Origin of the sequence: Bradyrhizobium sp. AUGA SZCCT0169, from assembly GCF_018130085.1 — a bacterium.
Taxonomy (GTDB): Bacteria; Pseudomonadota; Alphaproteobacteria; order Rhizobiales; family Xanthobacteraceae; genus Bradyrhizobium.
The window spans coordinates 49,742-74,435 of the sequence record NZ_JAFCMC010000035.1; the positions used below are offsets into that span (position 1 = coordinate 49,742).

Sequence of the window (24,694 nt, forward strand, 5' to 3'; positions counted from 1 at the left end):
GGCAAGATGCCGGCGACATGCGTGCCCGTTCCGGCGCAGCTATCAGGCATGGCTTTGCATGCGCGCATGCGTATGATGCGTCCGCCGCAAGAACAACAAATCAGAAAAGCTCGGGAGCGCCCTGTGACCGCAACCACCACCCGGATCAACCCGGCCGATCACCTGCCGGACTATGTCAGCCCGGCGCAGGTGAAGGGGCTGCTCGGCCCTGTCGACATCTGGCGCGATGCGTGGGGCATCCCGCATGTCCGCGGCAGCACCTTTCAGGATGCATTCGCCGGGCTCGGGTTTGCGCAGGCGCAGGACCGGCTCTGGCAGATGGAGGCATTGTTGCGGCGTGGCACCGGTCGATATGCCGAATGGCTCGGCGCCCGCGCTGTTGCCGGCGATGTAATTGCCCGGCAGATGAATGGCGACGCCGCCTCGCGCCGTGACTATGCCCTGCTCGGCGACGAGGCCAAGGCAATGCTGGTGGCGTACGCGCGCGGCGTCAACGCCTTCATCGCGCTGCGCCGATGGCCGGTCGAATACAAAATCCTCGGCTGCGAACCTGTCGCCTGGGAGCCCTGGCATTCCATCGCTGTCATGCGGCAGATCGGGTTCCTGATGGGATCGGTGTGGTGGAAGCTGTGGCGCGCCGCGGCGCTGCCGATCGTCGGCGCCGACAACATCGCAAAACTGCGCTTCGATGATGGCGGCAGCGATCTGCTGTGCGTGCCGCCAGGCGTCGAAGGCAAAAGGCTGGCGGCTGCGCTTGCCGATCTCAAGCCCGGCATCTCAGCGCTGCTGGCGACCGCCCAGGAGCAGATGGGCGCGGAGCTCGATGGTGGCAGCAACAATTGGGCGATCTCGGCCGAGCGCACCGCGACCGGCCGGGCGATCGTCGCCGGCGATCCGCATCGAATATTGGAGATGCCGAACATGTACGCGCAGGCGCATCTCGCCTGCGACGAGTTCGACGTCATCGGCCTCACCGTCCCCGGCGTGCCCGGTTTCCCGCATTTTGGTCACACAGCCAACGTCGCCTGGTGCGTGACGCATGCCTTTGTCGACATCCACGATCTCTATGTCGAACAATTCGACGCCGACGCCCGCCACTATCGCTTCAAAGGAGAGATGCTGCCCGCGACGCAGCGCCCTGAAACCATCAAGGTGCGAGGCGGCAATGACGTTACGATCAACGTGGTCGAAACCCAACATGGGCCGGTGATCGCGGGCGACCCGACAAAGGGCACCGCGCTGGCGCTGAAATCCGTGCAGTTCGCGGTGCCTGATTCGTCGTTCGACTGTATGGTGCGGATGCTGCGCGCCAAGTCGGTCGAGCAACTATACGAAGCGACGCGCGGCTTTGCGCTGTTGGACCATAATGTCGTTGCCGGCGACACGTCAGGCAAAATCGGCCATCGCGTGCGCGCCTTGGTGCCGAAGCGACCGCGCTCCAATGGCTGGCTGCCGGTGCCGGGCTGGACCGGCGAGCACGAATGGGACGGCATGGTGCCGTTCGAAGACATGCCGCATACGATTGCGCCGGATAAAGGAATGATCGTCACCGCCAATAATCGCGTGGTGGAGCCCGAGCGCGAACCTTATCTCTCGACCGACCCGATGCCGCCGCACCGCACCCGCCGCATCTGGCTGCGGCTCAAGGAATTGAAGCGGCCCTCACCCGAGCAAATGCCGGCCATTCACCGCGACCTCCTGAGCATTCCCGCCATCGAAATCCGCGAACGCCTGCGCGCGATCGGGCTGCCGGCGCAGACGAAGCAATTGTGCGACCTGATCCTTGGCTGGGATGGCGAGATGCGCGGCGACTCGGTCGCGGCCGCGGCGTATTCCGCCGTCCGGCTGGAGTTGACAAAGCTCGCGCTTCGCCGATCGGGCCTCGACAAGACCACTGAGAGCGATTTCACCAAGGTGGCACCGGGCCTGTTTCCGGAAGTCCAGTTCTGGTGGACGCTGCCGCAACTGCTGCGCAGCAATGACGAGAGTCTATTGAAGGGCGCGACCTGGAATGAGCTGCTGCGCGAGGCTGTTGTCACGGTGTCGAAGAATGCGCCGACCGCCGATTGGGGCACGCTGCATACGCCAAAGCTCAAGCACGCACTCTCGGTCGCTTTCCCCGATCATGCCAGCCAGCTCGACAAGGATTGCGCCAAGATATCCGGCGACAATGATTGCGTATTCATGGCGGGATATTCGATGAAATTGGGCTTCCAGGCCACCTCGTCCGCACTGTCCCGCTACGTCTTCGACGTCGGCGCATGGAACAACTGCCGGTGGATCGTCTTCCATGGCGCGTCGGGCCATCCGGCCAGTCCGCATTACGCGAACCAGAACGCGACATGGGCAAAAGGCGAAATGGTGCCGATGCTCTACGACTGGGAAGCAATCAAGCGCGGGGCGAGTTCGCACCAGATGCTCAGCAGGAGTTGAAGGCTTGCTCAGCAAACTTCGTCATGCCCGGGCTTGACCCGGGCATCCACGTCTTGGCTCTCACGAAGCAAGAAAGACGTGGATGGCCGGGCATAGCGAGCGGAAGCGACGCCGTCCTTCAGACGGCTATGCCCGGCCATGACGAAGGAGAAAGTTACCGCGGCACCACGGCCGTCGCCTCGATCTCGACACGTGCGGCTTTCTCGACAAGCCGCACCACCTGCACCAGCGCCATCGCCGGGTAATGCGCGCCGAAGATTTCGCGATACACTTTTCCGAGCGCTTTCAGGTTCGCCAGATACTCCTCGATGTCGACGACATACCAGGTCAGGCGCACGAGGTGTTCGGGCTTCGCGCCGCCCTCCGCCAGGATCGCGAGTATGTTCTCCAGCGTCTGGCGCACCTGTGCGATGAAGCCATCGGCCAGTACGTTGCTGGCGTCCCAGCCAATCACGCCACCGGTCACGATCAGGCGTCCGTCGGCCGCCATGCCGTTGGCGTATCCCTTCGGCACCGGCCAGCCGCTCGGCTGCAGGATCTGCAGGCCTGAAGCCGGCCCCTCGCCCTTCGCTACCGGCAACACCGCCAGCGTGGGCCCTTTTTGCGTGCTCACAAGAATCTCTCCATCACTTCCAGATTGTTGTTTGACGCATTTTCTTTACGCGAACCGGTATCCACTTCGCTCGAAAACGCTATGCTATTCACTCCGCGGCCATGCCCGCCGAGGCGGGATTGGCCTGCGCCATCTGCCGCAGCGCGAACCGCTGTAATTTTCCGGTCCCGGTCTTGGGCAATTGCGCGACGAACTCGATCGCGCGCGGATATTTGTACGGCGCGATCGCGCGCTTGACGTGCTCTTGCAGCTCCGTCACCAGCGCCATATCGGCTTCGACGCCGGAGGCGACCACGATGTAGGCCTTGACGATCATGCCGCGTGCCTCGTCGGGCGCGCCCACGACGCCACATTCCACGACCGCCGGATGCGTCAGCAGCGCGGCCTCGATTTCGGGACCCGCGATGTTGTAGCCGGAGGAAACGATCATGTCATCCGAACGGGCGACGAACGACAAGCGTCCCGTCTCGTCGCGCACGAAGGAATCGCCAGTCAGATTCCAGCCGTCGCGCACGTAATTCGATTGCCGCGAATCCGCCAGATAGCGGCATCCGGTCGGGCCGCGAACCGCCAGCTTGCCGACCGTGCCTGCCGGCAACTCCTTCATGTCATCGTCAACGATCTTGGCCTCGTATCCCGACACCGGGCGTCCCGTCGTTCCCGCGACGGCCTCGCCGATCCGGTTGGTGATGAAGATGTGCAGCAATTCGGTGCTGCCGATGCCGTCGAGAATCGGCTTTCCGGTCTTGCAGGTCCAGCTGTCGAACACCGGCGCCGGCAAGGTCTCGCCGGCCGATACCGCCAGCCGCAGCGACGACAGATCCGCACCGTTGTCCATTGCGGCCATCATCGCGCGATATGCCGTCGGCGACGTAAAGCAGATCGTGGCCTTGTAGGTCTCGATGATCTTGACCATCTCGGGCGGCGAGGCGTTTTCCAGCAAGGTCGCTGTCGCGCCGAACCGCAGCGGGAAGATCGCAAGGCCGCCGAGGCCGAACGTAAAGGCCAGCGGCGGCGAACCGACGAACACATCGTCTTCGGTGACGTTGAGGACTTCCCGCGCATAACCATCGGCCACGATCAGAAGATCGCGGTGGAAATGCATCGTCGCCTTCGGCTCGCCCGTGGTGCCCGAGGTAAATCCCAGCAGCGCGACGTCGTCCCGGCCGGTCTTGACGGCGTCGAAACGGACCGGCTTGTTCAGCGCCACCCGGTCGAGCTCGGCGTCATGGTTCGATGTGCCGTCGAAATTCACAACCTGCTTGAGAAACTTGCTGGTCTTGGCGCATGCGACCAGTTCATCGGCGATGCGGCTGTCGGTCAGTGCCAGCGCGATCTCGGCCTTGTCGACGATTTTTGTCAACTCGCCGGCGCGCAGCATCGGCATGGTGTTGACGACGACGGCGCCGGCTTTGGTCGCCGCGAGCCAAGCCGCCACCAGCGCGGGATTGTTGCCGGAGCGGATCAGCACGCGGTGGCCGGGCTTGACGCCGTAATTCTCCACCAGCGCATGCGCCAGGCGGTTCGACCAATCGGCAAGTTCCTTGTAGGTGCGCTGGCGGCCATTCCCGATCAGCGCAGTGCGATCACCGAAGCCTCTCTCGACGATCCGGTCGGTCAGTTCGACCGCGGCATTGAGATATTCGGGGTATTGGAATTCCGGCCGGTCCAGAACCAGTTCCGGCCATTGGTCCGGCGGCGGCAGGTTTCGCCGCGCGAAATCGTCGACGTGCCCAGATGGGCCAAGGTCTAAAGTTCTACCTGACATTTCCATCGCCCTCGCGTTCGGGATGAAAGGCTTGTGAAGACCGTCCGGCAGTGCTCCATTGGCAATCATTTTATACTTAAAGTAATTTGGCGCAAGGGCCCAGATCAGGGCTGCTCCACTCTTTTTTGGAAGCCGGCGCGCGCCGCCAGTTCCCGGCTGCGCCTACGCCGTCCGCGCCTTCGCGGATTTTTGCGCCGAGGCCTTGGTCTTGGCGAGCAGCCGCATCAATTCGCGGACATCCTTCGGCGTCAGATCCCCGAAGATGTCGGCGATCCATAGTTCATGCTCGGCCGCCATCTTGCGGAACTCGGCACGGCCGGCCTTGGTCAGGCGGATCACCTGGACGCGGCGATCGGCATCGGAGGTGCGACGGTCGAGGTGACCGGATTCGACGAGCCGTTCGACCAGCCCGGTGACGTTGCCGTTCGACACCATCATCCGCTTCGAGACGTCTGACAGCGTCATGCCGTCGGGCACCTTGTCGAGCTGGGCCATCAAATCGAAGCGCGGCAGCGTCACATCGAAGCGCTCGCGCAGACGGCTGCGAACCTCGCCTTCGATCAGGGTGGTACAGGTCAGAAGGCGGAGCCACAGCCTGATTTCATCCCCGTGATCCTCGGGGAGTTCGACCGCCTTGGTCTCTGAATCAAGCATCATGACGCCATCTTGTCCGATTTGCGTGTGCGGGGGAATCCGAACCAAGCGCAGCTTGCTATCATGGTCCAGATTTCTTTAGGGTTCAAGCATTTGGCGCGTAGCTTGCATGGCTTTCTTACATGGATTCTTATTTGCGGGCTTGTTGCTTGCGGCGGCCGTCATCCTCAGAATAAGCTGCTTTGCAAGAAGCGATTTGTGGTGGTTTCGGCTGCGGCCGAATGAAGGAGCAGTCATGATGCAGCCGTTGAAATTGGCGGGACCCAAGTTAGCCTTGCTTGCGGTCTTGCTGAGTGTCGCCGCAGGACAAGCCGCGGCGCAGGAGAAGATCAAGATCGGCGTCATCGTGACGTTATCCGGCCCTCCGGCGGCGCTCGGCCAGCAGGTCCGCGACGGCTTTGCGCTCGCGGTAAAGGACCTCGGCGGCAAGATGGGCGGCAAGGACGTCGAAGTCGTCGTGGTCGACGATGAACTGAAGCCGGACGCGGCGGTGACCAAGGTCAAGGGCCTCCTGGAACGCGAAAAGGTCGATTTCGTCGTCGGCCCGATCTTCTCCAACATCCTCCAGGCCATTCACAAGCCGGTCACCGACAACAAGACGTTTCTGATCAGCCCGAACGCGGGTACTTCGACCTATGCCGGCAAGGAGTGCAGCCCGTTCTTCTACGTCACCTCCTACCAGAATGATCAGGTCCATCAGATCCTCGGCAAGGTCGCTCAGGATCGTGGCTACAAGCGCGTCTATGTGCTGGTGCCGAACTATCAGGCAGGCAAGGATTCTGCCGCCGGATTCAAGATCGACTACAAGGGCGAGATCGTCGAGGAAAGCTATCTGCCGCTGAACACCTCCGATTTCCAGGTCGAGCTGACCAAGATATCCTCCTCGAAGCCCGACGCGCTGTTCACGTTCATGCCGGGTGGCCTCGGTGTCGGCCTCGTCAAGCAATACCGGCAGGCCGGTCTCGCCGATCGCATTCCGGTCCTCTCCGCCTTCACCGTCGATGAATCGACGCTGCCGGCGCAGCAGGACGCCGCCGTCGGCATGTTCGGCGGCTCGAACTGGGCACCCAATCTGGACAATCCGCAGAACAAGAAATTCGTGGCCGGCTATGAGGCGGCCTACAACATCGTGCCCGGCACCTACGCCTTCCAGGCCTATGATGCCGCGATGCTGATCGACAGTGCCGTCAAGGCGACGAAGGGCGATCTCGCCAACAAGGACGCGGTATCGGCGGCACTGAAGAAGGCCGACTTCACCTCGCTGCGCGGCGACTTCAAGTTCAACGTCAACGGCTATCCGATCCAGAACTTCTACCTCACCAAAGTGGCAAAGCGCCCGGACGGCAAGTTCCAGACCGAGATTGTCGAAAAGGTGTTTTCGAACTACGGCGACCGCTACGCCAAGGATTGCACGGCGGCTAAATAAGCGGCGGTTAACAAACGCTGGAAGGAAACGACATGATGAAAACCGAAATCGCCGGGATTACCCGCGCCAACGAAGGCATCCAGGGAATTTCCTGGAACATCCTTGGCCAGACCTATGTGCCGAAAAGCGTCACCGAGCATTCCTTCTCATGGCATGCGACGTTCCCGCCCGACACTTTCGTGCCGCCGCACATCCACCCCGATCAGGACGAATATCTCTACATCCTGGAAGGCAAGCTCGACTTCTTCCTCGACGGATCAGAGACGCAGGCCTCGCCGGGCGATCTGGTGCGGCTGCCGATGGGCAAGCCGCACGGCATCTTCAACAAGTCCGGCCGGACCTCGAAGGTGCTGTTTTGGGTCTCGCCGACGCGGCGGCTCTATGACCTGTTCTGGGGCATCCACAACATGAAAGAGCAGACGCCCGACGCCGTCGTGGCGCTGGCGGCCGAGCACAACATCCACTTCCTGCCGCCGCCCCCGGGGGCGTGAGATTGTCGTGCCCCGCCACCGGGTCGGCCGAATGGCCACCCGATGACAGGCTCCGGCGGGGCACCCAGTACGCCGCGGCTTCTCGGGTCTATCACTAGCGTCACTGGAATACTGGATCGCCCGCTTTCGCGGGCGATGACAGTTGAACGTGTGGGGGCTAGTGAACCTTACCGCACCGCCGCCAGCGACGGCGCGGCAAAGCCCGCCTTTGACGCATAGCCGCGTACGATCGCTTCACGCTGGCCGTAGCTCAGCACCTTCTCGATATCCGTAAAACCGTCGGGCGCCAGTTGCTCGACCGCGTCGATGACGCCTTCCGGGCCGCCGCGGCGGTTCGCGCGCACGATCTCTGCCGTCATCGGCAGCCGCTTCTGCTCGTAGGCCAGCAGCGCCTGGCGCGGATGCTCGGCATGGGCCAGCGAATCCGCCAGCGCCCGTGCATCGAGGATCGCCTGCGAGGCGCCGTTGGATCCGACCGGATACATCGGATGCGCGGCGTCGCCGAGCAGCGTCACCCGTCCCCAGGTCCAGTATGGCAAGGGATCGCGGTCGCAGCAGGGATACTCATAAAATTCCGGCGTCGCCGAGATCAGGTTGCGGACGTCGACATGCGGCACCGAGAACCGCGCCACATGCGGCATCAATTCCTCGCGCTTGCCCGGCCGCGACCAGTCCTCGCGGCGCGGCGGCTGTGCGTTGCCTTCACCAATCCTGACCATCACGGCCCAATTGGTCAGCCGGCTGGCGGGGCTCGATCCTTCCGCGATCGGATAGACCACGACTTTGGCATTCAATCCGCCGGCCACGATCATCGAACTGCCGGTCAGAAACATCGGCCAGTCGCGTGCGCCGCGCCACAGCATCAGCCCGTTCCAGCACGGCGGCCCCTCGTCCGGAAACAGCATTTCGCGCACGCGCGAATGGATGCCGTCGGCCCCGATCAGAACGTCGCCGCGTGCGGTCTTGATATGCGCGCCGGTACGGTCGAAGAAATGCGCGATCACGCCGCCTTCGTGCTGCGCGAACGCGCCAAGCCGGCAGCCGGTGTGGATCGTCTCCTTGCCGAGCCGCTCCTCGACGGCGCGATGAATAACGCTCTGCAGGCGGCCGCGATGAACCGAGAATTGCGGAACGTCGTGACCGGCGCCGAGGCCGCGCGGCTCGCGCCAGACCTCCTGGCCGTGACGGTTCAGATAATACAAATCATCGGTACGAACAGCGGCCGCATCCAGCCGGTCCAGCAGCCCTAAGCCAGCGAGTTCGCGGATCGCATGCGGCAGCGTGTTGATGCCGACGCCGAGCTCGCGAATGCTGTCCGATTGCTCGAACAATTCGCAATCGATGCCGCGGGCGCGCAGCATCAGCGCGGTGGTGAGGCCGCCGATGCCGCCTCCGACGATGATCGCCTTCATCCGCTCAAACTCCACTCAACTCTGTCTTCAACCTCGCCCCGCTTGCGGGGAGAGGGAGTAAGGAGCGTGCCATCCAGCCTATTCGGCCGCAAGCGGCTTTGTCGCCTCGGCCTTGAGCTCGGCGCGGGTTTTCGGCTTACCCTTAATTTTGAGGTCGTCGAAATCCTGCCGGTCGCGGACGGAGTTGCGGAAAATCTGCTCTTTTCCGGGGAGATATTGCGGCGGACAGGCGATATCGGAGGCGCCATACCAGGCCGCCGCCCGTATGGTGAAGGAAGGATCAACCAGATGCGGCCGGCCCAGCGCCACCAGGTCGGCGCGGCCGGCGGCGAGGATGGTGTTGACCTGATCCGACGTCGTGATGTTCCCGACGCACATGGTCGCAACCCTTGCCTCGTTGCGGACCTGTTCGGAGAACGGCGTCTGGAACATGCGGCCGTAAATCGGCTGCGCGTCGCGCACGGTCTGTCCGGTGGAGACGTCCACGAGATCGACGCCGGCCTCGGCGAATGCGCGCGCAATCGCCACCGCATCGTCGCCGGTGACGCCACCCTCGGCCCAGTCGGTGGCGGAGATGCGCACCGACATCGGCTTGTGCGCCGGCCATGCCGCGCGCATCGCCTCGAATATCTCGAGCGGATAACGCAGCCGGTTTTCGAGCGTACCGCCATATTCATCCGTGCGCGTGTTGGTAAGCGGCGAGATGAAACTCGCCAGCAGATAGCCGTGCGCGCAATGCAGCTCCAGCATGTCGAACCCGCAGGCCTCGCCGCGCAGCGCGGCGGCCACGAACTCCGCCTTGACGCGATCCATCGCTGATCGGTCCATCTCGCGCGGCACCTGGCTGTCCGGGAAATAAGGGATCGGCGACGCCGACAGCGTGTCCCAGCCGCCCTGCTCGAGCGGCCGGTCCATGCCCTCCCACATCAGCTTGGTGGCGCCCTTGCGGCCGGCATGGCCGAGCTGCAGGCAGATCCTGGCGGCTGAATTGGCATGAACGAAATCGACGATCCGCGTCCAGGCGGCTTGCTGCTCGTCGTTCCACAGCCCGGTGCAACCCGGCGTGATCCGGGCGTCGCGGCCGACGCAGGTCATCTCGGTGAAGATCAAACCCGCGCCGCCGATCGCGCGCGAGCCGTAATGCACCAGATGGAAATCGCCTGGCACGCCCTCCTCGGCCGAATACATGCACATCGGCGACACCACCGCGCGGTTGGCCACCTCCATCTCGCGCAGTTTGAACGGCTGGAACATCGGCGCGACAGGTTTTTCGATGTCGACATCAAACCCTTTGGCGCGGACGGTCTTTGCAAACGCCTTGTCAACCTCGCTGACGAAGCCCGGCGCACGCAGCGTGAGATTATCGTAGGTGATCGCCTTGGCGCGGGTCATGACGCCGAACGCGAACTGCACGGGATCGAAATCCCAGAAACGGTCGACATGTTCGAACCAGACCAGCGACACGTCGGCGGCGTGCTGGGTCTTCTCGACCTCCTCGCGCCGGCCCCGCTCGTAGGTCTGCAAGGCTACATCGACCGTCGGCGCCTGCGCCATCGCCTCTGCGAGTGCGATAGCGTCTTCCATTGCAAGCTTGGTCCCGGAGCCGATCGAGAAATGCGCGGTCGCCTTGGCGTCGCCGAGTAGCACCATGTTGTCCTTGACCCAGCGCTCGCTGCGGATCATCGGAAAATTGCGCCACATCGAACGGTTGGTCAGCAGCTTGTGGTCGCCGAGGAACCAGCCGAAGATTTCCGCCATGCGCTCGGCGGATTGCTGCTCGCTCAGGCCTTCAAGACCGGCGCGCGCAAACGTCTCGGAATCGGTCTCAAAGATCCAGGTCGAGCGGCCGGTTTCATATTGGTAGGCGTGGGCGATGAACGGGCCCCACTCGGTCTCCTGGAAAATGAAGGTGAAGGCATCGAGCGGCCGGGTCGATCCCATCCAGGCGAACTTGTTGGAACGCAGGTCGATCTCGGGGCGGAAATGCTCGATGTATTTGTCGCGAAAACGGCTGTTGATGCCGTCGGCGAGCACGATCAAATCGGCATCGGCAAAACGGGTCTCGTCGTCGACATCGGTTTCGAACAATAGCGTTACGCCGAGTTCGCGGGCACGTTCCTGCAGGATCAAGAGCAGCATGCGGCGCGAACAGCCGCAAAAGCCGTTGCCCCCCACCCGATGCACGGTGCCGCGGAAATGCACGGCGATGTCATCCCAATAGGCGAATTCCTGGGTGATGCGGCGGTAGCTCGGCGGGTCGTACTTTTCGAAGTTGTCCAGCGTGGCGTCCGAGAACACCACGCCGAAGCCGAACGTGTCGTCGGCGCGGTTGCGCTCGTACACCGTGATCTCGGCCTGCGGCCGCTGCTTCTTCAAAAGGATCGCGGCATAGAGACCCGCCGGCCCCCCGCCGATTATCGCCACCTTCATCAGCGCCTCCGAAGCAAGCTAACGGGCCATCTGGAAATTACTTTAAACCTAAAGCATTTTTCAGGCAAGCCCCTCTAACCTCCCTCATCCTGAGGAGCCCGTCTTCGCCCTATGGGCTTCGCCGGGCACGCTTTGTCCTTTTTGGTGAGTGGCTGCGCCACGCGTAGCCCGAAGGGCAAAGCGTGGTTCGAGACGGCGCGCTGTTGCGCCTCCTCACCATGAGGAAAAAGAGTGGAGCTCAATTCCCCTGGAACACCGGCGACCGCTTGTTGGAAAACGCCTCGAATGCCCGGGCAAAATCCTCCGTGGTCATGCACAGGGCCTGGGCCACCGCCTCCGCCTCGATCGCCTCCTCCACCGACATCGCCCATTCCATCGCCAGCATGCGCTTTGTCATGGTGTTGGCGTAGGTCGGCCCATCCGAAACCTGCTTTGCCAGCGCTTGCGCCTGCGCCAGCACCTGGTCGGGCGCCACGATCCGGCTGAAGAAGCCCCAGCGTTCGCCCTCCTCCGCGGTCATGAAGCGGCCGGTGTAGAGAAGTTCCGAGGCCCGCGACTGGCCGATGATACGCGGCAGGATCGCACAGGCGCCCATGTCGCAGCCGGAGAGACCCACCTTGTTGAAGAGGAAGGCGACTTTGGCGCCTGATGTCGCCATGCGCATGTCCGAGGCCATCGCGATGATTGCGCCGGCCCCGGCGCAGATGCCGTCGACAGCAGCAATGATCGGTTGCGGACAGGCGCGCATCGCCTTGACCAGATCGCCGGTCATCCGGGTGAAGGCCGTGAGGCCCTTGGTATCCATCTGCACCAGCGGGCCGATGATCTCAAAGACGTCGCCGCCCGAAGAGAAGTTCCCGCCGGCGCCTGACACCACGATGGTCTTGACTTCCTCGTCCATCGCACTGGCGCGGAAGAAATCAGTCAGTTCCCGGTAGCTGTCGAAGGTCAGCGGATTTTTCCGCTCCGGACGATTCAGCGTCACGGTGGCGATCTTGCCGTCGACCTCAAGCAGAAAATGCTTCGGCGAATATTCTGATAGTGGCAGCGTGACGGGGTTGGCGGGTCTGCTCATGGGATCTCCCTTGTCTTGCTATTCGTCACTGCGAGCCACCGGGTCGCGCGAATGCGCGCCCGATGACAGGCTCCGCGAAGCAATCCATTCTTTCTTTTTGCGGCGAGATGGATTGCTTCGCTTCGCTCGCAATGACGGTTTCAATTTCAAACTTCGCCGCCGGCGACGGCGACCGCCTGTCCGGTGATCGCGCCGGCGCCCGCGCCGCACAGCCACAGCACGGCATCGGCGACTTCCGACGGCGCAACGAGGCGGCCCTGCGGATTGTGCTTCGATAGTTCGGCCACCGCCTGCTCGCGGCTGCGGCCGGTCTTCTTGATGATGTTGTCGATACTGCCCTCGAGCAGATCGGTCTCGGTGAAGCCGGGACAGACGGCATTGACCGTGACGCCGCTCTTGGCCGTTTCCAGCGCCAGCGAACGAACCAGACCGATCACCGCGTGTTTTGCAGCACTGTAGGCGCTGACATAGGCATAGCCCTTCAGGCCGGCGGTCGAAGCGATCGCGACCACCCGCCCCCGGCGGCGCTCCAGCATGCCGGGCAACACGGCCTGCGTGGCATGCACCACGCCCATGAAATTGACGTCCATCATGCGCTGGAACAGCGCCGCATCGGAGCGGCCGAACGGCGCGGATTCAGCCGCGCCCGCATTGGCGATCAGGATGTCGATCGGCTGGCGCGCCGCGGCCTCCGCAATGGCTGATTTCACCGAAGCTGCATCGGCGACATCGGCGGTTACCACGAACTGCGCGGCGCCTGACGCAATCGCTTCATCCAGCGTGGCGCGATTGCGGCCGAGCACGGTGACGACGGCGCCGGCCTCGGACAGGGCTGCGGCGACCGCGCGGCCAATACCCCGCCCGCCGCCGGTGACGAGCGCATGCTGGGAATGCAACAGTTTGGACATCGGTCGGCCTCCCGGAACTGACCCTCGACATTTATTTTAAACTTCAAGCTTTTGCAAGGAAGCAAGTAAGCTGGCACTCCGGCCTCACATCCGCCGCTTGACAGAAGGCCGTCCGAAGGTAGCGTCGCCGCATAGCCACACAGGGGTCAGCAACATGGCGGCGCTCGAAAAAGGCATCACGCAGAACGGCACCGGATATTCCGGCAAGACCTGGAACATTCTCGGGCAGGTGTATTTTCCAAAGGCGGTAACGGACTCCACCTTTGCGTTCGAGACCAACAGCGATCCCGGCCAGTTCGTGCCGGTCCACATCCATCCCACGCAGGACGAATTCATCCTGGTGCAGGACGGCATGCTCGACCTGAAACTCGATGGCGTCTGGGTGCAGGCCAAGGCCGGCGATCTGGTCCGGCTGCCGCGCGGAATTCCGCACGGTTATTTCAACAAATCGGACAGACCGGCGCGGGCACTTTTCTGGGTTTCACCGACCCAGAAGCTGGAAGCACTTTTCAACCAGCTGCACAATCTCAGCGATGTCGCCGAAATCGTGCGCATCTCGGCCGAGCATGAAGTGAATTTTCTGCCGCCGGAAGCCAACGACTAAAAATCTGCGCGAACTTTAGCTGGGCCCCCAGGGCGACGTCGAACATCTGCGCCAGACGTGACGCGACGGGTATCCGCGACCCGCAGCTTCGCGCGGGCTCTTAAGTTTTCAGATTGACGTAAGAGGCCTTAAGCCCCGGCAGAAGGCAGGCTGGCAGCGGCGATCGCGACGATCTGGGCCAGCCGACGTCCGATCCGGGACGGCGCGTTGCGCAGAAATTGTTGTACCTGTCGCATCTCAATCTTCCATCGGCGCCCGGCGGAACGGTCGTTCCCAAAACGCGGCGCCTCCTGGAAAATGGTCGTAACGGGCTAACTAGTCGAGATACCTGGGAAAATAGCAACGCCCGCTTCGTGCGGCAGCCGTTTGGCAGTGGAATTATTGCCCTGATCGAGCCGACAGCGGGGGAAATTTTCTCCCCCCTTTTTGTACGGTCATAACCCCGTGATGCCGCTGTCGACCGCCAGGGTCTGCGCATTCACGTAAACGCTCTCTTCGGACATGAAGAACAGCGCGGCATAGGCGATCTCCCATCCTGTCGCCATGCGCCCAAACGGTGCACCGGCAGCGCTCCGCGACGGCCGGCCCGCGCTGGTGTGGCGCCCGAGCGGGGTATCGACGAGACCCGGGCAGATGATGTTGGCGCGGATACCGCGCCTTGCCCCTTCCCGCGCGACATTGCGCATCAGGCCGCCGAGCGCGGCCTTCGACGTATCGTACGCGATCAGCCGCGAGCCCGAGCGAAGCCCTGCGATCGACGAGATGAAAACGATCGATGAGCCCTCGGCAAGATGCTTGAGGGCCTTGCGGCAGCAGAGCATCGGGCCGCTCAGATTGACCGCCAGCGTGTCGTTCCACTCCCTCAAGTCGACGCCGTCGAGGCCGAGCGCACCGACGCCGATTCCGACGTTGAGCACCATGCCATCGAGACCACCGAGGCCGTCGATCGCCTCATCAACCATTCTGTTCACATCGGCCTCACGCGCGATGTCGGCCTCGATTGAAAAGGCGCGGCCGCCTTCGGCGGCGATACGCGTGACCGTGTCATCCGCGCTTGCACGATGGATATCGGCGACCGCGATATGCGCCCCCTCGCGCGCAAACAGCAGCGACATGGCCCGGCCGTTGCCGACCGGATCGGTTGCGGCGTCGAATGTCCGCTGCCCGCCGCCGACCACCAGTATCCTGCGGCCCTGAAGGCGCCCGCGCCCCGGCGCCTCGCCGGATGACTCCGGACTGAGCGGGCGGACGTAGCGCGGTTTCTCGGTCATTGCCTTATCTCACGTCGATTTCAGGGCAGCCCTATTTCGGTGCGAAACCAAACGTCTTCTCGAAGCGTTTGGCATAGGCCGGCCAGACCTCGGGGTTGACGATGCGCGGCGGCCGCTTGCCGTCGAGCGCGTCGAGGATCTGTTCGGCGGCGATCCTGCCCATGTTGACGCGGGCTTCCCTGGTTACACCTGCCGTATGCGGGCTCGCCAGCACATTGTCGAACTGCAGCAGCGGATGTTCCGGCGGCGGCGGCTCCTTGTCCCAGACGTCGAGCCCGGCACCGGCGATACGCCTGTCGCGCAGCGCGTCGTACAACGCGGCCTCGTCGTGAATGAAGCCGCGCGCGGTGGTGATGAAGAACGCGTGCGGCTGCATCAGCGCAAACTGTTTCGCGCCGATCATGCGGCGATTGTCTTTGGTCAGCGGGCAGGAGATCGAAACGAAGTCCGAACGCCGCATCAGATCGTCGAGCTCGACCTTCTCGGCGCCCCGCGCCGCAACTTCCTCTGCCGTGAGATAGGGATCGTACGCGATCACCTTCATGTGCAGCAGGCCCTTGCAGAGTTCGGCGATGCGGCGTCCGACATTGCCGATCCCGACAACGCCGATGGTCTTGCCCTGCGCTTCGTTGCCGATCAGCGCATTGCGATTGACATTGGCCTCGCGGCGCAGCGCACGGTCGGATTCGAGGATGCGCTTCGACAGCGTCAGCAGCATGCCAAGCGCGTGCTCGGCCACGGAATTGGCGTTGCCGCCGGTCTGGTTGACCACCAGCACGCCGGCCGCGGTGCAGGCATCGACATCGACGGGGTCAAAGCCCGCGCCGTTGCTGGAGACGATGAGCAAATTCGGCGCCCGCTTCAGAAGATCCGCATGGGCATGGAAATGCGGCGCCAGTTCATCGCGCGCCGCCCCGATCTGATAGGCGTGCGCCGCAGCCAGAATCGGCGCCGCGACGGATTCAGGGCTCTCGTTCTCAAGCTTGTCGAGCCGTACATCGGCCCTGGCTTTCAGTATCTCGGTATAGATCTCGTGGGCGAGATATTTGACGTAGAACACGCGCTTGTTGTTGACGGTCATCTTGTTGTGCAACTTTCAGTTCGGGAAGTCATAGAGTTTGGCGGGATTGCTGACGAGGATGCGCTGCTGCGTCGCTTTATCAGGCGTCCACATCTGAAACAATTCGAGAAGGTGTCCGGCGTCGGGCATTTCTCCCTCGACCCGCGGATGCGGCCAGTCGCCGCCCCAGACCAGGCGCTCAGGGTTTGCCTTTACCAGCGCTTCGTGGAACGGCCGCGCGTCGGGATAGTCAGGCGCGTCCTGGCTGAGCCGGTGCGCGCCCGACAATTTGGACCAGCACCAGCCCTCGCCGACCGCACGCAGCAGGCTCTGGAAGCCATCGGTGCCGGTGCCGGCGCGGGCATCGGTGCGGCCCATGTGATCGATCACGACAGGCAGGCCGATCTTTTTCAGGATCGGGATCGTCTGCGGCAGATCCTTGACGTCGATCCAGAGTTGCAGATGCCAACCGAATTCCTTCATGAGCGGCGCGAGTTTCTCGGCCTCCGTCAACGGCACGCCGCCGCGATAGTGCAACTGGCCGTCGCGGAAGAAATGATTGAAACGCAGGCCTCGGACGCCGGCCGTGTGCCAGGCGCGCAATTCGTTCGGCGAAACGTTGGCATCAGCCACCGCCACGCCGCGCAGGCGGTCGGGCTCGCGCTTCAGCGCATCGAGCATCGCCGAGTTGTCGCGGCCGTGCGCACTGCCCTGCACCAGCACGCCACGCGCAAAGCCGAGCGTGTCGAGCATGCCGAGGTATTTCTCCAACGGCGCGTCAGGCGGCGTGTAGCTGCGATCATCAGCGTAAGGAAAGCGATCCGATGGGCCGAATACATGGGCATGGGTATCGCAGGCATCAGGCGGCAGCGGCGCCTTGGGACGACTGACGGGACGCGGCGGCAGGCAGGCTGGAATCATCTTGAGCACCACATCGTTATTCCGCCTTTATTCCGGCCGCCTTGATGATCGGCTCCCACTTCTCGTAGTCGGCACGGATCCTGGCTTGGAACTGTTGCGGTGAGCTGCCGATCGGCAATGCGCCGAGCTTGCCGAGGCGCTCCTTCACGGCCTCCGTGTTCAGGGCAGCAACGAAATCACGGAAGAGTTTTGCCAGCACATCGGGCGGCATGTCTGATGGTCCGAGCAGGCCCCACCACACGCCGGTGTCATAACCCGGCACGGCTTCCGACATGCTGGGCACGTCGGGCAGGAACGGCGCACGCTCGGCGGTGGTGACGGCGAGCGCGCGCAGCGTGCCGGCCTGGAGTTGCCCGACCGATTCCGGGCCGTTGTTGAACGACATCGGAATTTGTCCGCCGAGCAGATCATTGATCGCGGGCGCGCCGCCCTTGTAGGGAATGGCGTTGAGATCGACCTTGGCGAGACTCTTCAGGAGTTCGCCGGCCAGATGCGTCGACGTGCCGGTGCCGGCATGGGCAAATGAAAGACTGCCCGGCTTCGCCTTCGCCGCCTCGATCACATCGGCGAGCGTCTTGAACGGTGAATCGGCGCGCACCAGCAGGATATTGGGCGACGACGCCAGCAGCGAAATCGGCGTGAAGTCCTTGAAGGTGTCGTAGGGAATTTTGGGGTACAGCAACGGATTGGTGGCGTGGCCGCTCGCGACCATGATCAGCGTATAGCCGTCAGCCGGCGAGCTCACGACCGCCTGCGAGGCAATGACGCCGCCGGCGCCGGGACGGTTCTCCACCACGACCGACTGGCCCCATTGCTTGGACACCACCTCGCCCAGCGTGCGCGTCAGCACATCGACGCCGCCGCCCGCGGGATAGGGCACGAGAATACGCACGGGCTTTGAAGGGAACGACTGCGCGGATGCCGCGCCGGCAGCAGTAAGCATCGCTGCGGCAGCCACAGCCATCCGGAACCAACTTGCCACGGCAGCCCTCCCGATGTTCTCGTTATCTCACATTGTCGCATGCCGGCGTGCTTGAGCCATCGCCAAGTCTGCAGATCACGGTAACGATGAAGGCATGTTGACAATCCCGTCCACGACGTCAAGTTTCGGCGCGGCAAAAGCTGCGCGACGGCACCATGTCGCGAACGCGAATTTTTCGGAAGATCGAGGGAGAAGACAGTATGACGGTTGCGGAGGAAAAAACCTCGCCCGAGATCTCGCAGGAGAAGAGCTGGCACGGCATCGTGCTGCAATCGCTCAAGCGCAACGATATCAGCCTGGTGCCCTATGTGCCCGATCGTATCCTGACGACGCTGATCAAGAACCTGCATGCCGATCCGTTTTTCACGACCTTTCCGACCGCGCGCGAGGAAGAAGCCGTCGGCATCGTCTCCGGCGCCTGGATGGGCGGCCGGCGCGGCGCGGTGCTGATGCAGACGTCAGGCTTTGCGACGCTCGCCAACGTGCTGGCCTCGCTGGCGATGCCCTACCAGATCCCGCTGATCATGTTCGTGACCGAACGCGGCACGCTCGGCGAGTTCAACTACGGCCAGTCGCTGGTGTGCCGCACCATGCGCCCGGTGCTGGATTCGCTTGCGATGGAACATCACACCTGCACGCGGCTCGACGAGTTCGAGTTCATCTGCGACCGCTCGATCAAGCAGGCCATCACCACACAGGCGCCTGTGGCGCTGATCCTTTCGCCGCTTTTGACCGGCGGCAAGACCTTCGACAAGTGAGCGATCTCATGAACAGCACCCCTGCCCGCAACACCAAGGTCATGAACCGCTTCGATCTCACCTCACGGCTGGTCGCCAGGCTGAAGAACGAGGAAGCCGTGGTCGGCGGCATCGGCAACACCAATTTCGACCTGTGGGCCGCCGGGCATCGGCCGCAGAATTTTTACATGCTCGGCAGCATGGGCCTCGCCTTTCCGATTGCGCTCGGCGTCGCGCTGGCGCAACCCGAGCGCCGCATCTTCGCGCTCGAAGGCGACGGTTCGCTGTTGATGCAACTCGGCGCCCTGTCGACGATCGCAACGCTGGCGCCGAAGAATCTGACGATGGTGGTGATGGACAACGGCGTCTACCAGATCACTGGCGCGCAGCCGACGCCGGGCGCTGTTGTGGCCGACATCGTTGCGATTGCGATCGCCAGCGGCCTCGGCAACAGCGCCTGGGCCGCCGACGAGGACGATTTCGAGCGCCTGATCGATCAATCCATGTCCACCGCGGGGCCGACCCTGATCGGCGTGCGCATCGACGACAAGCCGGGCGTCGGCACCACCCGCCGCGATCCCGTGCAGATCAGGGAGCGCTTCATGCACGGGCTGGGGGTGCGCGAACCGCTGTAGAAATGGGCATTAACCACACGGCATTGTGGCTGTTCGCAGGTGCAATATTCGCGCCCTGATCGTGCTAAGCCGAGGCCATGTCAGTCGCCCTCAAGTTGTTCGCCTGGTGTCTTGCCGCAACCGTAACCTTCGCAACCCTGGGCCCGCCGGGATACCGTCCGCACGCCAGTATTCTTGGACAGGACGGCGAGCATGCACTTGCCTTTGTCCTGATCGGGCTCGCGTTCGGCCTGGCCTACACGCGCAACCGCTTGCTCACGGCGGCCGTCGCCGTCGGGCTGACCGGCCTGATCGAGATCCTGCAATTCTGGGCGCCGGGGCGGCACGCGCGGCTGGAGGATTTTCTGGTCGACGCGCTTGCAGCCTGCGTTGGGCTCGCGGCTGCGGCGGCCTTCGATCTGGTCGTCAAGCGCACGCAACGATCGAGCGCAAGCGCGTCCTGACGGCCGGAGCGTCCTGACGGCCGGAGCGTCCTGACGGCCGGAGCGTCCTGACGCAACAATCCCCGCGGGAGGAATGCTCCCGCGAGGATCGATTGCAAGCGGCTCGCTTAGTCGATGATCTTGATCACCCGGCGCGTGCGCGGCTCCACGATCACGCGGCGATCATTGACGACCGCATAGCGATATTCGGTGTGGCTCGGCACCGTGCGCAACTCGACGGTCGGCGGCAGCGGCTCGCCGACCACGACGCGCTCACGCACCACGACCGACGGCGCGCGTTCGGCCTGGATCGACGTGATCACGGCATTCGGAATTTCCAATCCAAGGCCTACGGCCGCACCCACGGTGCCGCCAACGACCTCGCCGACCGGACCGCCGACCTGGCCACCCGCCCGGGCGCCGTCCTGCGCGCCCTGAACGGTGGTGGATTGGGCGAACGCCGCGCCCGATGTCAGCAGCGACGCGGCAATGAGCGAAACAGCAAGACGATTAATCATTATATCCTCCAGTGAATTTGATGGTGCGTTTCAACCATTGGAGGCATCAGATGTTCCGGTTCCATGCGCGCCAATAACGGGCACATGGAACAGGAAGTTCCCGGATCAGGTTCCGCGTTCGATCAAGTCTTTCCGATCTCGTGGTTAGCCATCATCTCGAGCGCCTTCACCATGCCGGAATGATCCCACGCCTTGCCGCCATGCGCGGCGCAGGAGCTGAACAATTGCTGCGCGATCGCCGTGTTCGGCAGGGATATGCCGAGCGAGCGCGCGCCTTCAAGGGCGAGGTTGAGATCCTTCTGATGCAGTTCGATGCGGAAACCCGGATCGAAATTGCGCTTGATCATGCGCTCGCCATGCACCTCGAGAATCCGCGACGAGGCAAAGCCGCCCATCAGCGCCTGCCGCACGAGTGCGGGATCGGCGCCGGCGCGCGAGGCGAACAGCAAGGCTTCGCCAACCGCCTCGATCGTCAGCGCGACGATGATCTGGTTGGCGACCTTGGTGGTCTGGCCATCGCCATTGCCGCCGACCAGCGTGACGTTCTTGCCCATCTTGTCGAAGACCGGCTTCATGGTGTTGAACGCGCGCTCCGGTCCGCCCACCATGATGGTCAGGCTCGCGGCCTTGGCGCCGACCTCGCCGCCGGAAACCGGGGCATCGAGATAATCGGCGCCGAGCGCCTCGATCTTTTTGGCGAATTCTTTGGTGGCGAGCGGCGAGATCGAACTCATGTCGACCACGATCTGGCCTTTTGAAATCCCCTGGGCGACGCCGCCGTCGGCGAACAACACCGCTTCGACATGCGGCGTGTCCGGCACCATGATGATGACGACATCGGATTTTTCCGCGACCTCCTTGCCCGATTTGCAGCCCACGCCGCCCTCAGCGACCAACTCAGGCGGGAGCGGCGCGACGTCGTGCAGGAACAGGCGATGGCCGGCAGTCTGGAGATGCTTCGCCATCGGGCGACCCATGGTGCCGAGGCCGATAAAGCCGATATCGATCATTTGGATTTTCCCTTGTTATTGACCAATCAGGTATCGAGCGTCAGGGCCGCGTGCCAGCCGAGGCCGTCGACGGTCGTCGTCCGCGGTTTATACTCGCATCCGACCCAGCCGCGATAGCCGATCGAATCGAGATGCCGGAACAGGAACGGATAATTGATTTCACCGGTGCCGGGCTCGTTGCGGCCCGGATTGTCGGCGAGCTGGACATGGGCGATGCGCGGCAGATGCTTCTGCAGGCTGCGCGCGATGTCACCTTCCATGATCTGCATGTGGTAGATGTCGTACTGCACGAACAAATTGCTCGATCGCACGTCTGATATCAGCTGGATCGCCTGTTCGGTACCGTTGAGGAAAAAGCCGGGGATGTCGATCGTGTTGATCGGCTCGACCAGAAGCCTGATCCGTTCCTTGGCCAGCGCGTCGGCGGCAAACCGCAGATTGCCGATCAGCACCTCGTTCAGCTCGCGCGCATCGGCCCCACCAGGCGCGATGCCGACCAGGCAATTGAGCTGACGGCAATCCAGCGCCCTGGCGTAATCGATGGCGCGCGCGACGCCGTCGCGGAATTCCTCGACCCGGTCAGGAAAAATCGCGATGCCGCGCTCGCCCGCCGCCCAATTGCCGGCGGGGAGATTATGCAGCACCTGGGTTAGCCCGTGCTGCTGCAATTGCTCGCTGAGCTCGGCCTTGTCGAAATCATAGGGAAACAGATATTCGACGCCGCTGAAGCCGGCGGCCTTGGCCGCCGCAAAGCGATTTGGGAATGGCAGTTCGCCGAACAGCATGGTGAGGTTGGCGGCAAATTTGGGCATCGTCGATATCCCCCTTAAGCCGGCAACAATGTGCCGGATGTGCTCGACTTCGCCGGCGCATCGTCCAGCGGCAGGTCGAGCACTTCCTCGAACTCGATGATGTTGTCGATCTCGGTGCCCATGGAAATGTTGGTGACGCGTTCGAGGATGAACTCGACCACCACAGGCACCTTGTGCTCCGCCATCCATTCGCGCGCGGTCGCGAACGCCGCCTGGGCGTCGTGCGGATCGGTGACGCGGATCGCCTTGCAGCCGAGGCCCTGCGCGACCGCGACGTGGTCGACGCCGTAAACGCCGAGCTCCGGCGCGTTGATGTTCTCGAACGACAACTGCACCTGATAATCCATCTCGAAGCCGCGCTGCGCCTGGCGGATCAGGCCGAGATAGGAATTGTTCACGACGACGTGGATGTAGGGCAGCTTGAACTGCGCGCCGACCGCGAGTTCCTCGATCAGAAACTGGAAGTCATAGTCGCCCGACAGCGCCACGATTTCACGGGTCGGATCGGCGGCGCGCACGCCAAGCGCCGCTGGCAATGCCCAGCCGAGCGGGCCGGCCTGCCCGGCATTGATCCAGTTGCGCGGACCGTAGACGCCGAGGAATTGCGCGCCGGCAATCTGCGACAGGCCGATCACGCTGACGTAACAGGTGTCGCGGCCGAACGCTTTGCTCATCTCCTCATAGACGCGCTGCGGCTTGATCGGGATGTCGTCAAAGCGGCTCCGGCGCAGCATGGTGCGCTTGCGATCCTGGCATGCGGCCGGCCAGGCCTGACGATCCCGGAGCTTGCCGTCCCTGCGCCATTCCTTGGCGACGGTGACGAATAGTTGCAGTGCCGCCTTGGCATCAGACACGATGCCGAAATCCGGATTGAAGACGCGGCCGATCTGCGTCGGCTCGATATCGACATGCACAAAGGTGCGGCCCTTGGTGTAGGTCTCGATCGAGCCGGTGTGGCGGTTGGCCCAGCGGTTGCCGATCCCGAGCACGAAGTCCGATTGCAGCATGGTGGCGTTGCCGTAGCGGTGGCTGGTCTGCAGCCCGACCATGCCCGCCATCAGCACGTGATCGTCGGGGATGGCGCCCCACCCCATCAGCGTCGGCACCACGGGAACGTTGACGACTTCCGCAAACGCCACCAGCAATTCGGACGCGTCGGCATTGATGACGCCGCCACCCGCCACGATCAGCGGCCGCTCCGCGGCATTGAGCATCGCGAGCGCTTTCTCGATCTGCTTGCGCGTGGCTGATGGTTTGTAGACCGGCAGCGGCTCATAGGTCTCGTCGTCGAACTCGATCTCGGCGAGTTGCACGTCGAGCGGCAGGTCGATCAGGACAGGCCCGGGACGGCCCGAGCGCATGATGTGAAACGCCTGGCTGAACACGCGCGGCACCAGCGCCGGCTCACGCACCGTCACCGCCCATTTCGTCACGGGTTTTGCGATCGACTCGATATCGACAGCCTGGAAGTCTTCCTTGTAGAGCCGCGCACGCGGCGCCTGCCCGGTGATGCACAGGATCGGGATCGAATCCGCGATCGCCGAATAAAGCCCGGTGATCATGTCGGTGCCGGCCGGACCCGAGGTGCCGATGCAGACGCCGATATTGCCGGCCTTGGCGCGGGTATAGCCTTCGGCCATGTGGGAGGCGCCCTCGACATGGCGCGCCAGGATGTGGCTGATCGAACCGCGCCGCTTCAGCGCCGAATAAAGCGGATTGATCGCCGCACCCGGCACGCCGAAGGCGGTCACCACGCCCTCTTTTTCGAGGATACGTACCGCGGCATCGATCGCTCGCATCTTCGCCATTTTGCACCTCGCTTGACCGTGTTGCTCTGGCGCGATCATCACGGCTGCCATATTCGATCTCAACGACATCGCTATTGTTTCCCGCGATGTGGAATGGATGGAGAAATGCACAGTGGATCAGATGGTTGGGGGAGATGCGCGGTGAAATCCCCACGCGCGTGTTGTCATCCCCGCGCATGCGGGGATCCAGTACGCCGCGGCTTCTCGATTCAATCATCAGCGTCTCTGGAATACTGGGTCGCCCGGTCAAGCCGGGCGATGACAGCTGGGTGTGTGTTCGCATTCTCGCGACGCTATGCGCCCGAGCTTTGCCAGAAACTTCCCGCCCTAAATACAGAGGGCGCAGGGAAGACCGGGTGCGCGCTGCACCCGCGGTCCCGTGTGCGGTTAGCACAAGAAATGCTGCACACGAGCATACAGGGCAGCGGAGAACACCCGGCCTTCCCTGCGCAATGGCTTTACGGCTTATGCCGTGATCTCCCCGGAGACGAGTTCTTGGTTGACTCCGTCGCTGCCGGTTCGGCTCTCGCCTACCCGACAGCTTGACACCTGCAACGGGTGCCAGGACCACACGGTTTTGCCGTACGCTTAATCCACGCCGTCGTCAGACGTGAACCAGCGTCCACTGCAACCCGCCCAACGTCCGTGACGACGGCCGACGCCCTTCTGACCAGGGCGGGATGGCGATAGATGCGCACTGATTT

Annotated in this window: 22 protein-coding genes; 7 read left to right on the top strand and 15 right to left on the bottom strand. The window is 63.3% G+C overall.

What is annotated here, in order from left to right:
• Window positions 1–123: 123 nt before the first annotated feature.
• Window positions 124–2,433: a penicillin acylase family protein gene (locus tag JQ609_RS28305; protein WP_312014902.1), complete on the top strand. Its 2,310-nt coding sequence runs from the start codon at window positions 124–126 to the stop codon at window positions 2,431–2,433.
• 154 nt (window positions 2,434–2,587) lie between these two features.
• Here the strand turns inward: JQ609_RS28305 and JQ609_RS28310 are convergent, their stop codons facing one another.
• The 3 genes from JQ609_RS28310 to JQ609_RS28320 all read right to left on the bottom strand — a co-directional run bounded on the left by JQ609_RS28310 (window position 2,588) and on the right by JQ609_RS28320 (window position 5,471).
• A complete protein-coding gene (locus JQ609_RS28310) occupies window positions 2,588–3,046 on the bottom strand; it encodes a RidA family protein (protein WP_212205646.1) in 459 nt (152 codons plus the stop codon).
• An 88-nt stretch (window positions 3,047–3,134) separates the two neighbouring features.
• Window positions 3,135–4,814, bottom strand: a complete 1,680-nt coding sequence (locus tag JQ609_RS28315; protein WP_212276131.1) for a benzoate-CoA ligase family protein — start codon at window positions 4,812–4,814, stop codon at window positions 3,135–3,137.
• Between the two features lie 162 nt (window positions 4,815–4,976).
• Window positions 4,977–5,471 carry a MarR family winged helix-turn-helix transcriptional regulator gene (locus JQ609_RS28320; RefSeq protein WP_212205643.1) on the bottom strand — a complete coding sequence of 165 codons (495 nt, stop codon included), beginning with the start codon at window positions 5,469–5,471 and terminating at the stop codon, window positions 4,977–4,979.
• 232 nt (window positions 5,472–5,703) lie between these two features.
• On the opposite strand from JQ609_RS28320, the gene JQ609_RS28325 reads away from it, so the two are divergent.
• Window positions 5,704–6,894: an ABC transporter substrate-binding protein gene (locus JQ609_RS28325; protein WP_212205641.1), complete on the top strand. Its 1,191-nt coding sequence runs from the start codon at window positions 5,704–5,706 to the stop codon at window positions 6,892–6,894.
• 35 nt (window positions 6,895–6,929) lie between these two features.
• Window positions 6,930–7,385, top strand: coding sequence for a cupin domain-containing protein (locus JQ609_RS28330; protein ID WP_192734381.1), 456 nt, complete (start codon window positions 6,930–6,932; stop codon window positions 7,383–7,385).
• Window positions 7,386–7,552: 167 nt separating this feature from the next.
• On the opposite strand, the gene JQ609_RS28335 is transcribed toward JQ609_RS28330, so the two are convergent.
• The 4 genes from JQ609_RS28335 to JQ609_RS28350 all read right to left on the bottom strand — a co-directional run bounded on the left by JQ609_RS28335 (window position 7,553) and on the right by JQ609_RS28350 (window position 13,210).
• Window positions 7,553–8,797 carry a flavin-dependent oxidoreductase gene (locus JQ609_RS28335; protein ID WP_212205639.1) on the bottom strand — a complete coding sequence of 415 codons (1,245 nt, stop codon included), beginning with the start codon at window positions 8,795–8,797 and terminating at the stop codon, window positions 7,553–7,555.
• Between the two features lie 78 nt (window positions 8,798–8,875).
• On the bottom strand, window positions 8,876–11,227 hold the full coding sequence (locus tag JQ609_RS28340; RefSeq protein WP_212276132.1) for a bifunctional salicylyl-CoA 5-hydroxylase/oxidoreductase: 2,352 nt from the start codon (window positions 11,225–11,227) through the stop codon (window positions 8,876–8,878).
• Window positions 11,228–11,465: 238 nt separating this feature from the next.
• Window positions 11,466–12,302, bottom strand: coding sequence for an enoyl-CoA hydratase family protein (locus tag JQ609_RS28345; RefSeq protein WP_212276133.1), 837 nt, complete (start codon window positions 12,300–12,302; stop codon window positions 11,466–11,468).
• Window positions 12,303–12,448: 146 nt separating this feature from the next.
• Window positions 12,449–13,210 carry an SDR family NAD(P)-dependent oxidoreductase gene (locus JQ609_RS28350; RefSeq protein ID WP_212276134.1) on the bottom strand — a complete coding sequence of 254 codons (762 nt, stop codon included), beginning with the start codon at window positions 13,208–13,210 and terminating at the stop codon, window positions 12,449–12,451.
• Between the two features lie 154 nt (window positions 13,211–13,364).
• Between JQ609_RS28350 and JQ609_RS28355 the strand changes: the two genes are divergently transcribed.
• Entirely contained in the window at window positions 13,365–13,814 is a 450-nt protein-coding gene (locus tag JQ609_RS28355) for a cupin domain-containing protein (RefSeq protein WP_212276135.1), read from the top strand.
• A gap of 434 nt (window positions 13,815–14,248) precedes the next feature.
• Here the strand turns inward: JQ609_RS28355 and JQ609_RS28360 are convergent, their stop codons facing one another.
• The 4 genes from JQ609_RS28360 to JQ609_RS28375 are packed head-to-tail and all read right to left on the bottom strand — an operon-like array spanning window position 14,249 to window position 18,030.
• Window positions 14,249–15,085, bottom strand: a complete 837-nt coding sequence (locus JQ609_RS28360) for an SDR family NAD(P)-dependent oxidoreductase (RefSeq protein ID WP_212205628.1) — start codon at window positions 15,083–15,085, stop codon at window positions 14,249–14,251.
• A gap of 31 nt (window positions 15,086–15,116) precedes the next feature.
• The gene (locus tag JQ609_RS28365) at window positions 15,117–16,166 is read right to left on the bottom strand and encodes a hydroxyacid dehydrogenase (RefSeq protein WP_212205626.1); all 1,050 of its coding nucleotides are present in this window, start codon (window positions 16,164–16,166) and stop codon (window positions 15,117–15,119) included.
• A 15-nt stretch (window positions 16,167–16,181) separates the two neighbouring features.
• On the bottom strand, window positions 16,182–17,078 hold the full coding sequence (locus tag JQ609_RS28370; protein ID WP_312014903.1) for an amidohydrolase family protein: 897 nt from the start codon (window positions 17,076–17,078) through the stop codon (window positions 16,182–16,184).
• A gap of 4 nt (window positions 17,079–17,082) precedes the next feature.
• A complete protein-coding gene (locus JQ609_RS28375) occupies window positions 17,083–18,030 on the bottom strand; it encodes a tripartite tricarboxylate transporter substrate binding protein (RefSeq protein WP_212276147.1) in 948 nt (315 codons plus the stop codon).
• Between the two features lie 218 nt (window positions 18,031–18,248).
• Here JQ609_RS28375 and JQ609_RS28380 point away from each other — a divergent pair, with 218 nt between their 5' ends.
• The 3 genes from JQ609_RS28380 (at window position 18,249) to JQ609_RS28390 (ending at window position 19,863) form a co-directional block, all read left to right on the top strand.
• Window positions 18,249–18,806, top strand: coding sequence for a thiamine pyrophosphate-binding protein (locus JQ609_RS28380; RefSeq protein WP_212205624.1), 558 nt, complete (start codon window positions 18,249–18,251; stop codon window positions 18,804–18,806).
• A gap of 8 nt (window positions 18,807–18,814) precedes the next feature.
• Window positions 18,815–19,420, top strand: a complete 606-nt coding sequence (locus JQ609_RS28385; RefSeq protein WP_212205622.1) for a thiamine pyrophosphate-dependent enzyme — start codon at window positions 18,815–18,817, stop codon at window positions 19,418–19,420.
• A gap of 77 nt (window positions 19,421–19,497) precedes the next feature.
• Window positions 19,498–19,863: a VanZ family protein gene (locus tag JQ609_RS28390; RefSeq protein WP_212276136.1), complete on the top strand. Its 366-nt coding sequence runs from the start codon at window positions 19,498–19,500 to the stop codon at window positions 19,861–19,863.
• Between the two features lie 107 nt (window positions 19,864–19,970).
• Here JQ609_RS28390 and JQ609_RS28395 read toward each other — a convergent pair whose 3' ends face one another.
• The 4 genes from JQ609_RS28395 to gcl all read right to left on the bottom strand — a co-directional run bounded on the left by JQ609_RS28395 (window position 19,971) and on the right by gcl (window position 23,990).
• Entirely contained in the window at window positions 19,971–20,360 is a 390-nt protein-coding gene (locus JQ609_RS28395) for a DUF1236 domain-containing protein (RefSeq protein ID WP_212205618.1), read from the bottom strand.
• 122 nt (window positions 20,361–20,482) lie between these two features.
• Window positions 20,483–21,370: a 2-hydroxy-3-oxopropionate reductase gene (locus tag JQ609_RS28400; protein WP_212276137.1), complete on the bottom strand. Its 888-nt coding sequence runs from the start codon at window positions 21,368–21,370 to the stop codon at window positions 20,483–20,485.
• Between the two features lie 26 nt (window positions 21,371–21,396).
• Entirely contained in the window at window positions 21,397–22,182 is a 786-nt protein-coding gene (gene hyi / locus JQ609_RS28405; protein ID WP_212276138.1) for a hydroxypyruvate isomerase, read from the bottom strand.
• Between the two features lie 14 nt (window positions 22,183–22,196).
• Window positions 22,197–23,990 carry a glyoxylate carboligase gene (gene gcl / locus JQ609_RS28410; protein WP_212276139.1) on the bottom strand — a complete coding sequence of 598 codons (1,794 nt, stop codon included), beginning with the start codon at window positions 23,988–23,990 and terminating at the stop codon, window positions 22,197–22,199.
• Window positions 23,991–24,694: the final 704 nt, after the last annotated feature.

Coding starts and splice junctions, on each gene's coding strand:
- JQ609_RS28340 (WP_212276132.1), bottom strand. CDS start 11,227: ATGAAGGTGGCGATAATCGGCGGGGGGCCGGCGGGTCTCTATGCCGCG.
- JQ609_RS28385 (WP_212205622.1), top strand. CDS start 18,815: ATGAACAGCACCCCTGCCCGCAACACCAAGGTCATGAACCGCTTCGAT.
- JQ609_RS28335 (WP_212205639.1), bottom strand. CDS start 8,797: ATGAAGGCGATCATCGTCGGAGGCGGCATCGGCGGCCTCACCACCGCG.
- JQ609_RS28355 (WP_212276135.1), top strand. CDS start 13,365: ATGGCGGCGCTCGAAAAAGGCATCACGCAGAACGGCACCGGATATTCC.
- JQ609_RS28330 (WP_192734381.1), top strand. CDS start 6,930: ATGAAAACCGAAATCGCCGGGATTACCCGCGCCAACGAAGGCATCCAG.
- JQ609_RS28400 (WP_212276137.1), bottom strand. CDS start 21,370: ATGATCGATATCGGCTTTATCGGCCTCGGCACCATGGGTCGCCCGATG.
- JQ609_RS28345 (WP_212276133.1), bottom strand. CDS start 12,302: ATGAGCAGACCCGCCAACCCCGTCACGCTGCCACTATCAGAATATTCG.
- JQ609_RS28365 (WP_212205626.1), bottom strand. CDS start 16,166: ATGACCGTCAACAACAAGCGCGTGTTCTACGTCAAATATCTCGCCCAC.
- gcl (WP_212276139.1), bottom strand. CDS start 23,990: ATGGCGAAGATGCGAGCGATCGATGCCGCGGTACGTATCCTCGAAAAA.
- JQ609_RS28325 (WP_212205641.1), top strand. CDS start 5,704: ATGATGCAGCCGTTGAAATTGGCGGGACCCAAGTTAGCCTTGCTTGCG.
- hyi (WP_212276138.1), bottom strand. CDS start 22,182: ATGCCCAAATTTGCCGCCAACCTCACCATGCTGTTCGGCGAACTGCCA.
- JQ609_RS28360 (WP_212205628.1), bottom strand. CDS start 15,085: ATGACCGAGAAACCGCGCTACGTCCGCCCGCTCAGTCCGGAGTCATCC.
- JQ609_RS28375 (WP_212276147.1), bottom strand. CDS start 18,030: ATGGCTGTGGCTGCCGCAGCGATGCTTACTGCTGCCGGCGCGGCATCC.
- JQ609_RS28395 (WP_212205618.1), bottom strand. CDS start 20,360: ATGATTAATCGTCTTGCTGTTTCGCTCATTGCCGCGTCGCTGCTGACA.
- JQ609_RS28380 (WP_212205624.1), top strand. CDS start 18,249: ATGACGGTTGCGGAGGAAAAAACCTCGCCCGAGATCTCGCAGGAGAAG.
- JQ609_RS28350 (WP_212276134.1), bottom strand. CDS start 13,210: ATGTCCAAACTGTTGCATTCCCAGCATGCGCTCGTCACCGGCGGCGGG.
- JQ609_RS28315 (WP_212276131.1), bottom strand. CDS start 4,814: ATGTCAGGTAGAACTTTAGACCTTGGCCCATCTGGGCACGTCGACGAT.
- JQ609_RS28390 (WP_212276136.1), top strand. CDS start 19,498: ATGTCAGTCGCCCTCAAGTTGTTCGCCTGGTGTCTTGCCGCAACCGTA.
- JQ609_RS28320 (WP_212205643.1), bottom strand. CDS start 5,471: ATGATGCTTGATTCAGAGACCAAGGCGGTCGAACTCCCCGAGGATCAC.